Raw genomic sequence first — 13602 nt, forward strand, 5'->3', positions numbered from 1 at the left:
CTGACGCTGGGTAAGCCGATGTTCTCACTTTATCGCCCGTCGCTGGTGGCCTTCTGCCTGGTTACTGCCCTGTTGCCCGTTGCGCACGCCGCCGACGAACCGGCGCCGGCAGCGCCCGAGGCTGCCCCGGCGACGTCGGCCACCGCGCCAGCGCCCAGGCCGCCCCTGGCCGAGCGCAGCGCGGACGAAGCCCAGGCCTTGCAGCGCCTGGTGCCCAAGGACGAGCAGCGGACCCTGGAAGCCGGCGGCGACAGCTTCCTGGCCCTATGGAAACCGGCCAACGATGCCGAACCCAAGGGGGCAGTGATCATCGTGCCCGGCGCCGGCGAAAGCGCAGACTGGCCCAATGGCGTCGGCCCGCTGCGGCGCAAGCTGCCCGACAGCGGCTGGCACAGCCTGAGCGTGACCCTGCCCGACCTAGTCGCCGAACAGGCGCAGGCGCGCGTCGAGACGCCCAGCACCACACCCGCGCCTGCCGACGGGCAGACGGCACCGGCCAAGGACACACCGGACGACGCCAACGCCAATGTCGCCCAGGCCACCTCGCCCGAGCCCGACAGCGCCGAGAGTACCGACGCGGCGCAGGCGGGCGACCAGCACGCGCAGGCCGACGCCGAACGCATCTTCGCCCGCTTGAAGGCGGCGATCGCCTATGCCCAGTCGCAGAACGCGCAGACCATCGTGCTGCTCGGGCACGGCAGCGGCGCCTATTGGGCAGCACGCTTCGTCAGCGAACAGCAACCCGCCGAAGTGCAGAAACTGGTGATGGTGGCGGCGCAAACCCCGGCGCGCGTCGACGACACGCTACAGAGTCTGTTGCCGACGCTGAAGGTGCCCACCGCCGACATCTATTACGCCATTCGCGACCAAGACAAACGCGCGGCCGAGCAGCGCCTGCAGGCGACCAAGCGGGTCAAGGACAGCCCGTATCGGCAGTTGTCGCTGATTGCCGCGCCCGGTGACAGCGCCGCGCAGCAGGAGCAGGTGTTCAGGCGGGTCAAGGGATGGCTGGGCGCAACACCGTGAACGCAGAGACGCGCCAGGGCCGCTGCCCTGGCACGGCGTGCACCCACGGAGCAGGTGCCGACGCGCTCAAGCAACGCACGCGCGAGCGCTAGGAAGGCTCGCCAGGCACGGCCCCGTCGTTTACAACCCGTGCCGCTTGCGCACCACCGCGTAGGCCAGGTGCAGCTCGCGCGTGCGTTCGGTGGCTGCGCGCACTTGGGCGGCGCTGGCGCCCCGGCCTTGCAGCTTGTCGGGGTGGTGCTGGCTGAGCAGCCGCCGGTAGGCCTGTTTGATCGCACCCGGCTCGCTGGTGGCAGCCACCCCCAGCAAGCGCAGCGCGGCCGCATAGGTCAAGGCCGGCTTTTCGATCGGGCCGGGCCGGGCCGTTCCTGGTGCGTAGTCGCGGGCCAGGGCCTGCACCTGCAAACGCCCAAGCCCCAACTGCGCGCCCCAGTCGGCCAGCAACGCCTGTTCGCGGCGCCCGGCCTTGCCGTCGGCCCAGACCATGCGCCAGCAGGCGCGCACCGTGCCTTCGCTGGCGTGGGCCTGCTGCTTGATGCGGCGCAGGTGATGGCCCAAGCGGTCCTTGCCGGCCTTGCCGCGGTTGAACGCCTCGATCGCCCGCAGCCGCGCCGGCTCCGACAGGTTCAGCCGCTGCATTTCCTCGCGGGCCTGACGCACGTGGCTCTGCTCGATGCGCCCTTCGCTCTTGGCCAGGCGCCCTAGCAGCACGAACAAGAGCTCTTCGTCGCCCAGCGGGCCATGGCCGCGCAGACGGCCGACCAGATCGGCCCAGCAGCGCACGCGCAGGCGCCTGTCCATGGCCTGGCCGAGCAGCCCCCCGAGCAAGGCGCCTGGAATGCTCGCCACGGCAAAGCCCGCGCCTGCGCCCAGCAACGTGCTTGGCCACCACATGCTAAGGCCGCCCGGTGATCAGGCGTTCGGCTTCGGCCAGACGCTCCGGCGTACCGACGTCGACCCAGCGCCCACGATGATGCTCGCCGCTCACGCGCCCCTGCCCCATCGCCCGGCGCAGCAGCGGCGCCAGTTTGAAGGCCCCCGGCCGGCAACCTTCGAACAACGCCGGGTCGAGCACGGAAATGCCGCTGAAGGTCAGGTTGCCGGCGTGCTCGTCGCCATCCTGCACCTGGCCGTCGAGCAGACGGAAATCGCCGCGTCCGTGGTGGCCGGGGTTATCGACCAACACCAGGTGCGCAAGGCCGGGCAAGGGCCGGCGCAGGGCAGCGAAGTCGTAGTCGGTACAGATATCGCCGTTGATCAGCACGAAGGGCTCGTCGCCCAGCAAGGGCAACGCTTGGAAGATGCCGCCACCGGTTTCCAGCGGCTCGCCCTCGGGCGAGTAGCGGATGCGCAGGCCGAAACGGCTGCCGTCGCCCAGGTGGTCCTCGATCTGCTGGCCCAGCCAGGCATGGTTGATCACTACCTCGGCGAAGCCTGCGCCCGCCAAGGCGCGCAGGTGGTACTCGATCAGCGGTCGTCCGGCCACCGGCACCAGGGGCTTGGGCGTGTGCAAGGTCAGCGGCCGCATCCGCTCGCCCTTGCCGGCGGCCAGGATCATGGCCTTCATGGGCGGGCCTCGGCCTGCAACTCGTCGATCAACTGGCCCAGGGCGGCGAGTTCCGGGCGGCGTTCGATCACTGCCTTTATGTAGGCGAAGAAGCGCGGCACGTCGGCCAGGTAGCGCGGTTTGCCGTCGCGGTGGCAGATGCGCGAGAAGATGCCGATCACCTTGAGGTGGCGTTGCACGCCCATCAGGTCGCTGGCGCGCTGGAAAGCGTCGAAGTCGGTCTGGACCGGAATGCCCGCCGCCCGCGCTTGAGTCCAATAGCTGCGCAGCCAGGTGTCGACCCGCGCCTGCGGCCAACTGACGAAGGCGTCCTTGAACAGGCAGGTGATGTCGTAGGTGACCGGGCCGTAGACCGCGTCCTGGAAGTCCAGCACGCCGGGGTTGGGCGTGCTGAGCATGAGGTTGCGCGGCATGTAGTCGCGGTGCACGAATACCTTGGGCTGCGCCAGGGCGCTGTCGATCAGCTGCTGGCTGACCTGCTGCCAGACCGCCTGTTGGGCAGGGGTCAGGGTCAGCTTGAGTTCGTGGCCGACGTACCACTGCGGGAACAGTTCGACTTCGCGGCGCAGCAGTGCGTCGTCATAGTGGGGGAGCGGTGCCTGGGCAGGCATCCGCTGGAAGGCCAGCAACGCCTCGATGGCATCGCCGAACAGCCTGTCGGCGTTGTCCGCATCGATCACGTCCAGGTAGGTCTGGCGCCCCAGGTCGCTCAGCAGCAGAAAGCCGCGGGCGATGTCCTGGGCGTGGATGCGCGGCACGTTGATGCCGGCTTCGCCCAGCAGCCGGTCGATATCGACGAACGGTTGGCAGTTTTCCTGGGGGGGCGGGGCGTCCATGACCACCAGGCTGCGCTCGCCGCCCTGCCAACGGAAGTAACGGCGGAAGCTGGCGTCGCTGCTGGCTGCGGTCAATGTTCCAGCGGGGACGGCGCCCCAGCCATTGTGCGCGAAGAGGATCGGCAGCTGCTCATTCAGCCACTCGGTCAGGTGTTGCAGGCGTACATCGTGTTCGGGCATTACATGGGTCTCCGACGGCCCTAGCCGTCAAGCGGGTCATGCTTTATTATCCAGCATCTTTTTCAGACCATCGAGAGGCGTGCGGCCCCCACACGCGGGCAGATGGCACGCAGGAAGCCCGGACTAATAAGATGGCATTGAAATCCCCCGCGTTTCGTAGAAAGTTTCCGTTGCTGGTGACCGGCGGCCTGTTGGCCCTGCAACCCCTGGCCGCGCCGCAGGTGATGGCCGCCGAGCAGTTCGCCTGCCAAGTGTCCGCCTCGGGTGGCTGGGACTGCAAGCCGCAAGCCAAGGACAACCTCCCCCCACGGCCTGTGCACAAGGGCGCCGCGCAAGCCGCCGGTGACCAGGGCGACGTCGCGCAAAGCAGCGACGCCGCACAGGACAAGCCCGTGCTGGTGACCGAGGCCAAGGGCCGTGGCCTGAAGTCGCGCAGCGCCGACTACAGCCACCTCGACTGGGTCCCGCGCGACAAGCTCACCCCCGCACAGCTGGCCGAAACCGGCCCGTACTGCGGCGGCGCCTACGTCGAGCCCACCCGCCCGGGCATGAACGACACCACGCCCAAGGACGAGTCGCCGACCTACCTCAACGCCAAGGTTTCCCGCTACCAGCAGGAACAGCAGGTCGCTACCCTGGCCGGTGACGTGGTCATGCGCCAGGGCAGCATGCAGCTGCAGGCCGACGAGGCCAACCTGTACCAGACCGAGAACCGCGGCGAGCTCAAGGGCAACGTCAAGCTGCGCGACAACGGCTCGCTGGTGGTCGGCGACCAGGCCGAGGTGCAGCTCGACACGGGCGCGGCCAAGGTCGACAACGCCGAGTACGTGATGCACAAGTCGCACATCCGCGGCAGCGCGCTGTACGCCAAACGCGCCGAAGACGCCATCATCCGGCTCAAGGACGGCACCTACACCACGTGCGAACCGGGCAGCAACGCCTGGCAGCTCAAGGGCAACAACATCACGCTGAACCCGGCCACCGGCTTCGGCACCGCGACCAACGTCACCCTGCGGGTCAAGGATATTCCGGTGTTCTACACACCTTATATCTACTTCCCCATCGACGACCGTCGCCAGTCCGGTTTCCTGCCGCCGTCGTTCAGCACCAGCAGCGACTCCGGCTTCACGCTGGTCACCCCGTACTACTTCAACCTGGCACCGAACTACGATGCCACGTTGTACCCGCGCTACATGACCAAGCGCGGCATGTTGATGGAAGGCGAGTTCCGCTACCTCACCGAATCGAGCGAAGGCCAGTTCGGCGGCGGTTACCTGAACGACCGCAGCGACGAGCGCACAGACCAGACCGACTACCAGGACCGCCGTTGGATGGTCAACTGGCAGCACAAAGGCGGTCTGAACGAGCGCCTGATGACCGAGGTGAACTACACCGACATCAGCGACCCGTTCTACTTCCAGGATCTGGAATCCGACCAGATCGGCGTCGAGAGCAAAGACATTCTCGATCAGCAGGGCGCGCTGACCTACCGTGGCGACAGTTACACCGCACGGTTGAATGCGCATGCCTATGAGATGGCGACCATTTCGCAGATCACGCCCTATAACCGCCTACCGCAGATCACCCTGAATGGCACGCTGCCGTTCCAGCCGGGCGGGTTGAATTTCGACTACGAGACGGAAGCGGTACGGTTCGAGCGAGATTTGAAAGATGGTCTCGTTCGCAACAAAGACGGCTTCCTCGATTTGAGCGCGGGCGATGCCGGATACCCTGGGAAGCGCATCGATGAAAACATCACAGGCATCGCACGGGCCAACGGCACGCGGTTGAACCTCGCGCCGTCCATGAGCCTGCCGATGGAAAACAGCTACGGCTATGTCACGCCCAAGCTGAAATACGTCTATACCCAGTACGATCTGGATCTGGACAGCCAAGGCAAGGCTCAGGCGCTGGCGCAATCTTCGCAAGCAGGTTACGGCAGCTACAGCAGCTCGATCGACCGTTCGATACCGATCCTGAGCGTCGACAGCGGCCTGTACTTCGACCGCAACACCTCGATGTTCGGCACCAACTACCGCCAGACCCTCGAGCCGCGCATGTACTACCTGTACGTGCCCAAGGAAGACCAGAAAGACATTCCGATCTTCGACACCTCGGAAACCCTGTTCAGCTACGACTCGCTGTTCCGCGACAACCGTTTCTCCGGCACCGACCGCATCGGCGACGAGAACAAGCTATCGCTGGGCGTGACCACCCGCTGGATCGAGGACAACGGCTTCGAGCGCCAGACCTTCAGCATCGGCCAAGCCCTGTACTTCAAGGACCGCGAAGTGCAACTGCCGGGCATCGACTATCGCACCCGCCAGGACAGCACCTCGGACGTTTCGCCTTACGCTCTGGTCTACGGCTACCGCTTCAACCGCGACTGGCGCTTCAACTCCGACTTCAACTGGGATCCGGACAGCCACAGCACCCGTTCGGGTAGCGCGATGTTCCACTACCAGCCCGAAGACGAGCCGAACAAGATCGTCAACCTCGGTTACCGCTACCGCAACGACCAGGTCGTCTTCGACTCTTCGACCGGCACCTGGAAAGTGGGCGGCGGCGACTATGGCAATCCTGGCGATGCGAACTACGTCAAGGACTACTACAAGATCCAGCAGCACGACTTCTCGGTCATCTGGCCGATCGTCCCACAGTGGAGCGTCATCGCCCGCTGGCAGCACGACTACAACCGCAACCGCACCCTGGAAGCCATGGGTGGTTTCGAGTACGACAACTGCTGCTGGAAACTGCGCTTGATCAACCGTTACTGGCTCGACTTCGACGATTACAGCCAGGCGGCCCCACAAAACGAGAAGGGTGACCACGGCATCTTCCTGCAAGTCGTCCTCAAGGGCCTCGGCAGCGTAGCTGGCAAGAAAGTCGAATCCTTCCTCGACCAAGGCATTCAAGGTTACCGCGAACGTGAAGAACAAGCTTTTTGATCGCCTCCGCCCAGCGCTGCTGGGCGTCGCAATGCTGAGTGGCGCGGTGCATGCCGCCGTGCAGCCCCTGGACCGTGTGGTGGCCATCGTCGACAACGACGTGGTCATGCAGAGCCAGTTGGACCAGCGTACCCGCGAAGTCCAACAGACCATCGCCAAGCGCGGCGCTGGCGTACCGCCGGCCAGCGCGCTGCAGCAGCAGGTGCTCGAACGACTGATCGTCGAGAACCTGCAACTGCAACTGGGCGAGCGTTCCGGCATTCGCATCACCGACGAAGAATTGAACCAGGCCATCGGCACCATCGCCCAGCGCAATGGCATGTCGCTGGACCAGTTCCGCGCCGCGCTCTCGCGCGACGGTCTGTCGTTCGACGACGCGCGCGAGCAGGTCAAGCGCGAGATGATCATCAGCCGCGTACGCCAGCGCCGGGTCGCCGAACGCATCCAGGTGTCGGAGCAGGAAGTGAAGAACTTCCTCGCCTCGGACATGGGCAAGATGCAGCTGTCGGAAGAGTACCGACTGGCCAACATCCTCATCCCCACCCCCGAAAGCGCCAACTCCGACACCATCCAGGCGGCTGCGCGCAAGGCTGGCGATGTGTACCAGAAACTGCGCCAAGGCGCGGACTTCGGTCAGACGGCGATTTCCCAATCGGCCAGCGAAAACGCCTTGGAAGGCGGCGAGATGGGCTGGCGCAAAGCCGGGCAATTGCCACCAGACTTCGCCAAACTGCTGGGCAGCATGAGCACAGGCGACATCACTCAGCCCATTCGCATTCCCAATGGTTTCATCATCCTCAAGCTCGAGGAGAAGCGCGGCGGTACCGCCAACGTGCTGCGCGACGAAGTGCACGTGCGCCACATCCTGATCAAACCCACCGAGATCCGTAGCGACGCGGCCACCGAGCAGTTGGCCGAACGTCTTTACGAGCGCATCAAGAACGGCGAAGACTTCGCCGAACTGGCGAAAAGCTTCTCGGAAGATCCGGGTTCGGCACTCAACGGCGGCGATCTGAACTGGGTCGACCCGAACAGTCTGGTGCCCGAGTTCCGCGAGCAGATGGCCTCCGCCGAGCAAGGCGTGGTGACCCGTCCGTTCCGCACCCAATACGGCTGGCACGTGCTGGAAGTCCTGGGTCGTCGTGCGACCGACAGCACCGAACAAGCGCGTGAGCAACAAGCCTTGAGCGTGCTGCGCAACCGCAAGTACGACGAAGAGCTGCAAACCTGGCTGCGCCAGATTCGCGACGAAGCCTACGTCGAGATCAAGCTGCCTGGCGCCGACCAGGCTGCGCAGTGAAGCCACTGCGCTTCGCGCTCACCCCGGGCGAGCCGGCCGGCATAGGTCCTGACCTGTGCCTGCTGCTCGCCACGCAGGCCCAGCCCCACCCCCTGATCGCCATCACCGACCGTGACCTGCTCGCCGAGCGGGCCACGCAGTTGGGGCTGGCGATCGACCTGCGTCCGGTGGGCCCTGGGCAGTGGCCGGACGCGCCTGCACCGGCCGGCAGCCTCTACGTCTGGCACACCCCCCTGGCCCACCCTGCGGTGGCTGGAGAGCTCGACAAGGCCAATGCTGCCTTCGTGCTGGAAACCCTGACGCGTGCAGGCCTGGGCTGTCTGAACGGCGACTTCGCCGGCATGGTCACCGCCCCTGTGCACAAGGGCGTGATCAACGAAGGGGGCGTCGCCTTTTCCGGCCACACCGAATTCCTGGCCGAGCTGACCCACACCGCGCAAGTGGTGATGATGCTCGCCACCGGTGACCTGCGGGTCGCACTGGTGACCACGCACCTGCCGTTGCGCGAAGTGGCCGACGCCATCACCGCCGAGCGGCTGGAGCGGGTCGCGCGCATTCTGCACGACGACCTGCGCGACAAGTTCGGCATCGCCCGACCGCGCATCCTGGTCTGCGGCCTCAACCCCCATGCCGGGGAAAGCGGCCACCTGGGCCGCGAAGAAATCGACATCATCGAACCCGCGCTGGAGCGCCTGCGCAGCGAAGGCATGGACCTGCGCGGCCCCCTGCCGGCCGATACCCTGTTTACCCCCAAATATCTGGAGCACTGCGACGCGGTGCTGGCGATGTACCACGACCAAGGCCTGCCCGTACTCAAGTACAAGGGCTTCGGCGCTGCGGTGAACGTCACGCTGGGCCTGCCGATCGTACGCACGTCGGTCGACCATGGCACTGCGCTGGACCTCGCCGGCACCGGCCGCGTCGACACCGGCAGCCTGCACGTTGCGCTGCAAACCGCCTACCAGATGGCCGAGAACCGACCATGAACGAGCATTACCAACACCGGGCGCGCAAGCGCTTCGGGCAGAACTTCCTGCACGACGCGGGCGTCATCGACCGCATCCTGCGCGCCATCCACGCCAAACCGGGCGAACACCTGCTGGAAATCGGCCCTGGCCAGGGCGCCCTCACCGAGGGCCTGCTCAACAGCGGCGCGCACCTGGACGTCGTCGAACTGGACAAAGACCTGGTGCCGATCCTGCAGCACAAGTTCCGCGACCGCGACAACTTCCGCCTGCACCAGGGCGATGCATTGAAGCTCGACTTCAACCAGTTGCAGGTGCCCGAGCGCAGCCTGAAGGTGGTCGGCAACCTGCCCTACAACATCTCCACGCCGCTGATTTTCCACCTGTTGGCCCACGCCCACCTGATCCGCGACATGCACTTCATGCTGCAGAAGGAAGTGGTCGAACGCATGGCCGCCGGCCCAGGCGGCGGCGACTGGGGGCGGTTGTCGATCATGGTGCAGTACCATTGCCGGGTCGAACACCTGTTCAATGTCGGGCCTGGCGCGTTCAACCCGCCGCCCAAAGTGGACTCGGCCATCGTGCGCCTGGTACCGCACGCGACGCCGCCGCACCCGGCCAAGGACCCTGCCCTGCTCGAGCGCGTGGTCCGCGAAGCCTTCAACCAGCGCCGCAAGACCCTGCGCAACACCCTCAAGGGATTGCTCGAAAACGCCGCCATCGAAGCTGCAGGTGTAGATGGCAGCCTGCGCCCCGAGCAGCTCGACCTGAGCGCCTTCGTGCGCCTGGCCGATCAGCTGGCCGCCCAGCAAGCCGGCGCCTGAGCGCGACGGTAGGCTCGCTCCACCAGGGATACCGGTCGGCCCATCGGCTGGCCGGTATCCCCATCAATGCCCTAGACTGCAACCATTGCCGTCGCCGCCTCTCTCTGTCCAAGGCCCTTGCATGTCCGATCCCCGTTACCAGATCGACGTCAGCGTCGTGACCCGTTACCTCAAAGACCAATCCGACCCCGACGCTCTGCGCTTCGCCTTCGCCTACACCATCACCGTGCAGAACACCGGCAGCGTGGCCGCCACTCTGATCTCCCGCCATTGGTTGATCACCAACGGCGATGGCGAGGTCGAGGAAGTACGCGGCGCCGGCGTCGTCGGCCAGCAGCCCTCCATTGCGCCCGGTGGTTCCCACACCTACAGCAGCGGCTCGGTGATCGCCACACGCGTCGGCACCATGCAGGGCAGCTACCAGATGCTGGCCGACGACGGCACGCAGTTCGAAGCCGCGATCGCACCCTTCCGTCTGGCCGTGCCTGGGGCGCTGCACTGATGGCGGTGTACGCGGTCGGCGACCTGCAAGGCTGTTTGCAACCGCTCAAGTGCCTGTTGCAGCGCGTGAAGTTCGACCCTTCGGCCGACCGCCTGTGGCTGGTCGGCGATCTGGTCAACCGCGGCCCCGAATCGCTGGAAACCTTGCGCTTTCTCTACAGCCTGCGCGACTCGCTGGTCTGTGTGCTCGGCAACCACGACCTGCACCTGCTGGCGGCCTGGCACAACATCGATCGACTGAAGAAAGGCGACACCCTGCGCGAAGTGCTCGAAGCGCCAGACGCCGAGCAATTGATGGGCTGGCTGCGTCAGCAGAAACTGCTGCATTACGACGAGCCGCGCGGTGTGGCCATGGTGCATGCCGGCATTCCCCCGCAGTGGACCTTGGGTACGGCGCTGGAGCTGGCCGCCGAGGTCGAGCAGGTACTGCGCGACGACGAACGTCTGAAATCCTTCCTCGACGGCATGTACGGCAACGAGCCGAACAAATGGAGCAAGCGCCTGACCGGCGTGGAGCGCCTGCGGGTGATCACCAACTACTTCACTCGCATGCGTTTCTGCACGGCCGAAGGCAAGCTCGACCTCAAGAGCAAGGAAGGCCTGGACGACGCCCCCAAGGGATACAAACCCTGGTTCGCCCATAAAGGCCGCCGCTCACGGCACGTCGACATCATTTTCGGTCACTGGGCCGCGCTCGAAGGACGGGTCAGCGAGCCTGGCGTGATCGCGCTGGACACCGGCTGCGTCTGGGGCGGCGCCATGACTCTGTACGACCTCGACAGCGGCGAATACCACCGTTGCGATTGCGCCGAAGGCGGCGCACTGCGCACTGCGGCCGTCCCTGCCCACCCCATAGCCCAGCCCTGAAGGAGACATCCATGAGCGAGTTCAAGCGCGTTCCCCCCGAGCAAGCCCAAGCCCTGCGTGAGCAAGGCGCGGTGGTGGTCGATATCCGCGACCCGCAGGCCTTCGCCAACGGGCACATCCAGGGCGCCCAGCACTTGGACAACCACTCGGTCGCCGACTTTATCCGTCAGGCCGATCTCGATGCGCCAACCCTGGTGGTCTGCTACCACGGCAACTCCAGCCAGAGCGCTGCGGCGTACCTGATCCAGCAGGGGTTCTCCGACGTCTACAGCCTCGACGGTGGTTTCGAACTGTGGCGCGGCACCTACCCCGACGAGGTCGCCCAGGGCCAGCCGGAATAAATTTTCACAGTCCCTGCAGCCCGCGTTCGCCGCGGGCTTGCGCCTCGACCGAAGGCCTTGCAAGAGACGATCTTTCCCTCCCGCCCTTGACCTTGCGCAGAACCAACTATCCTTAAGCCCAGGCCATCCAAACAGGGGAGAGCCGGTACACCGGCGCGCGGGTCATCGGCAGCGTTACAAGGGTGTTCTGGGGGGATAACGGCAATCGGTAGCACCGCTTGCATGCCAGCATCAGCTGAATGATCCGACGTCGGCTCCACGTATCGAGCGAGGTGACGTCATGAGCATTTTTAGCCATTTCCAACAGCGTTTCGAGTCGACGCGACAGGAGGAACTCTCGCTTCAGGAGTACCTCGAGTTGTGCAAGGAAGACCGCCGCGCCTACGCCTCGGCAGCCGAACGGCTTTTGACGGCTATCGGTGAACCGGAATTGATCGACACCTCGACCAACTCCAGGTTGTCACGCATCTTTTCCAACAAGGTCATTCGCCGTTATCCCGCATTCGCCGATTTCCACGGCATGGAAGAATGCATCGACCAGATCGTGTCCTACTTCCGGCATGCCGCTCAAGGCCTGGAAGAAAGGAAGCAGATCCTCTACTTGCTTGGCCCTGTCGGCGGCGGCAAATCGTCCCTGGCCGAAAAGCTCAAGCAACTCATGGAAAAGGAACCCTTCTATGCCATTAAGGGCTCGCCGGTCTTCGAGTCGCCCTTGGGGCTGTTCAACGCTACAGAAGACGGCAACCTCCTCGAAGAGGATTACGGCATCAGTCGGCGCTACCTGAGCACCATCATGTCGCCCTGGGCCACCAAGCGCCTGCAGGAATTCGGCGGCGACATTTCCAAGTTCCGCGTGGTGAAACTCTACCCCTCGATCCTCAACCAGATCGCCATCGCCAAGACCGAGCCGGGCGACGAAAACAACCAGGACATCTCGGCGCTGGTGGGCAAGGTCGACATCCGCAAGCTCGAAGAATTTCCGCAGAACGACGCCGACGCCTACAGTTATTCCGGCGCGCTATGCCGAGCCAACCAAGGGTTGATGGAATTCGTCGAGATGTTCAAGGCGCCGATCAAGGTGCTGCACCCTTTGCTCACGGCCACCCAGGAAGGCAACTACAACAGCACCGAAGGCCTGGGCGCGATTCCCTATACCGGGATTCTGCTGGCGCACTCCAACGAATCGGAATGGCATACCTTCCGCAACAACAAGAACAACGAGGCGTTCATCGACCGGATCTACATCGTCAAGGTGCCGTACTGCCTACGGGTCAGCGACGAGATCAGGATCTACGACAAACTGCTCGCCAACAGCTCGCTGGCCAAGGCCCATTGCGCGCCGGACACGCTGAAGATGCTGGCACAGTTCACCTCGCTGTCACGGCTCAAGGAACCGGAAAACTCCAACATCTACTCGAAGATGCGGGTGTATGACGGCGAAAACCTCAAAGACACCGACCCCAAGGCCAAGTCGATCCAGGAGTACCGCGACACTGCCGGCGTCGACGAAGGCATGAACGGCCTGTCCACGCGTTTCGCTTTCAAGATTCTGTCCAAGGTCTTCAACTTCGACCCGCACGAAGTGGCGGCCAACCCTGTGCACCTGTTGTATGTGCTGGAGCAGCAAATCGAGCAGGAACAATTCCCCGCCGAAACCCGCGAGCGTTACCTGCGTTTCCTCAAGGAATACCTGGCGCCGCGCTACATCGAGTTCATCGGCAAGGAAATCCAGACCGCGTACCTGGAATCCTACAGCGAGTACGGCCAGAACATCTTCGACCGCTATGTGCTGTACGCCGACTTCTGGATCCAGGACCAGGAATACCGCGATCCGGAAACCGGGGAAATCCTCAACCGCGTAGCCCTCAACGAGGAGCTGGAGAAGATCGAGAAGCCGGCAGGCATCAGCAACCCGAAAGACTTCCGCAACGAAATCGTCAACTTCGTGTTGCGCGCGCGCGCCAACAACAACGGCAAGAATCCGAGCTGGCTGAGCTACGAGAAGCTGCGGGTGGTGATCGAGAAGAAGATGTTCTCCAACACCGAAGACTTGCTGCCGGTCATCAGCTTCAACGCCAAAGCGAGCAAAGAGGACCAGAAAAAGCACAACGACTTCGTCACGCGGATGGTGGAACGTGGCTATACCGATAAGCAGGTACGTCTGCTATCGGAATGGTACCTGCGGGTCAGGAAATCGCAGTAAGGCGGCAAGTGGCAAGCTTCGGCTGCCAAGCCATGGAGCACCGG

At 64.5% G+C, this 13602-nt stretch carries 12 protein-coding genes; 9 read left to right on the forward strand and 3 right to left on the reverse strand.

All coding sequences use genetic code 11. The features are described 5' to 3' along the window. Positions 1–18 precede the first annotated feature (18 nt). On the forward strand, positions 19–1026 hold the full coding sequence (locus B4M43_RS19185) for an alpha/beta hydrolase family protein (RefSeq protein WP_296269061.1): 1008 nt from the start codon (positions 19–21) through the stop codon (positions 1024–1026). A 120-nt stretch (positions 1027–1146) separates the two neighbouring features. Here the strand turns inward: B4M43_RS19185 and B4M43_RS19190 are convergent, their stop codons facing one another. The 3 genes from B4M43_RS19190 to B4M43_RS19200 are packed head-to-tail and all read right to left on the reverse strand — an operon-like array spanning position 1147 to position 3609. Next, entirely contained in the window at positions 1147–1920 is a 774-nt protein-coding gene (locus tag B4M43_RS19190; protein WP_296269062.1) for a TerB family tellurite resistance protein, read from the reverse strand. 1 nt (position 1921) lies between these two features. Continuing rightward, positions 1922–2593, reverse strand: a complete 672-nt coding sequence (murU, locus tag B4M43_RS19195) for an N-acetylmuramate alpha-1-phosphate uridylyltransferase MurU (RefSeq protein WP_296269063.1) — start codon at positions 2591–2593, stop codon at positions 1922–1924. After that, positions 2590–3609 carry an aminoglycoside phosphotransferase family protein gene (locus B4M43_RS19200; RefSeq protein ID WP_296269064.1) on the reverse strand — a complete coding sequence of 340 codons (1020 nt, stop codon included), beginning with the start codon at positions 3607–3609 and terminating at the stop codon, positions 2590–2592. The genes murU and B4M43_RS19200 overlap by 4 nt, the downstream gene beginning before the upstream one ends. A 131-nt stretch (positions 3610–3740) precedes the next feature. On the opposite strand from B4M43_RS19200, the gene B4M43_RS19205 reads away from it, so the two are divergent. From B4M43_RS19205 to B4M43_RS19240, 8 genes are all read left to right on the forward strand, one after another. Continuing rightward, positions 3741–6557, forward strand: a complete 2817-nt coding sequence (locus B4M43_RS19205) for an LPS-assembly protein LptD (protein ID WP_296269065.1) — start codon at positions 3741–3743, stop codon at positions 6555–6557. After that, positions 6538–7857, forward strand: a complete 1320-nt coding sequence (locus B4M43_RS19210; protein WP_414707881.1) for a peptidylprolyl isomerase — start codon at positions 6538–6540, stop codon at positions 7855–7857. The genes B4M43_RS19205 and B4M43_RS19210 overlap by 20 nt, the downstream gene beginning before the upstream one ends. Further along, positions 7854–8843: a 4-hydroxythreonine-4-phosphate dehydrogenase PdxA gene (gene pdxA, locus B4M43_RS19215; RefSeq protein ID WP_296269066.1), complete on the forward strand. Its 990-nt coding sequence runs from the start codon at positions 7854–7856 to the stop codon at positions 8841–8843. The genes B4M43_RS19210 and pdxA overlap by 4 nt, the downstream gene beginning before the upstream one ends. Then, the gene (gene rsmA / locus B4M43_RS19220; protein WP_296269067.1) at positions 8840–9646 is read left to right on the forward strand and encodes a 16S rRNA (adenine(1518)-N(6)/adenine(1519)-N(6))-dimethyltransferase RsmA; all 807 of its coding nucleotides are present in this window, start codon (positions 8840–8842) and stop codon (positions 9644–9646) included. The genes pdxA and rsmA overlap by 4 nt, the downstream gene beginning before the upstream one ends. A gap of 121 nt (positions 9647–9767) precedes the next feature. Next, on the forward strand, positions 9768–10148 hold the full coding sequence (gene apaG / locus B4M43_RS19225; protein WP_296269068.1) for a Co2+/Mg2+ efflux protein ApaG: 381 nt from the start codon (positions 9768–9770) through the stop codon (positions 10146–10148). After that, on the forward strand, positions 10148–11014 hold the full coding sequence (locus B4M43_RS19230) for a symmetrical bis(5'-nucleosyl)-tetraphosphatase (RefSeq protein WP_296269069.1): 867 nt from the start codon (positions 10148–10150) through the stop codon (positions 11012–11014). Before apaG ends, B4M43_RS19230 begins: the two co-directional genes overlap by 1 nt. Before the next feature lie 11 nt (positions 11015–11025). Next, the gene (gene glpE, locus B4M43_RS19235; RefSeq protein ID WP_296269070.1) at positions 11026–11355 is read left to right on the forward strand and encodes a thiosulfate sulfurtransferase GlpE; all 330 of its coding nucleotides are present in this window, start codon (positions 11026–11028) and stop codon (positions 11353–11355) included. Positions 11356–11635: 280 nt separating this feature from the next. Next, positions 11636–13558, forward strand: coding sequence for a PrkA family serine protein kinase (locus B4M43_RS19240; protein WP_296269071.1), 1923 nt, complete (start codon positions 11636–11638; stop codon positions 13556–13558). The last annotated feature ends 44 nt before the right edge of the window (positions 13559–13602 follow it).

The sequence above is a fragment of the Pseudomonas sp. UBA6562 genome, assembly GCF_002434265.1.
Lineage (GTDB): Bacteria > Pseudomonadota > Gammaproteobacteria > Pseudomonadales > Pseudomonadaceae > Aquipseudomonas.

Bases quoted from the DNA above. Each gene is read 5' to 3' on its own strand.
- B4M43_RS19185 (WP_296269061.1), top strand. From the start codon at position 19: ATGTTCTCACTTTATCGCCCGTCGCTGGTGGCCTTCTGCCTGGTTACT.
- B4M43_RS19190 (WP_296269062.1), bottom strand. From the start codon at position 1,920: ATGTGGTGGCCAAGCACGTTGCTGGGCGCAGGCGCGGGCTTTGCCGTG.
- murU (WP_296269063.1), bottom strand. From the start codon at position 2,593: ATGAAGGCCATGATCCTGGCCGCCGGCAAGGGCGAGCGGATGCGGCCG.
- B4M43_RS19200 (WP_296269064.1), bottom strand. From the start codon at position 3,609: ATGCCCGAACACGATGTACGCCTGCAACACCTGACCGAGTGGCTGAAT.
- B4M43_RS19205 (WP_296269065.1), top strand. From the start codon at position 3,741: ATGGCATTGAAATCCCCCGCGTTTCGTAGAAAGTTTCCGTTGCTGGTG.
- rsmA (WP_296269067.1), top strand. From the start codon at position 8,840: ATGAACGAGCATTACCAACACCGGGCGCGCAAGCGCTTCGGGCAGAAC.
- apaG (WP_296269068.1), top strand. From the start codon at position 9,768: ATGTCCGATCCCCGTTACCAGATCGACGTCAGCGTCGTGACCCGTTAC.
- B4M43_RS19230 (WP_296269069.1), top strand. From the start codon at position 10,148: ATGGCGGTGTACGCGGTCGGCGACCTGCAAGGCTGTTTGCAACCGCTC.
- glpE (WP_296269070.1), top strand. From the start codon at position 11,026: ATGAGCGAGTTCAAGCGCGTTCCCCCCGAGCAAGCCCAAGCCCTGCGT.
- B4M43_RS19240 (WP_296269071.1), top strand. From the start codon at position 11,636: ATGAGCATTTTTAGCCATTTCCAACAGCGTTTCGAGTCGACGCGACAG.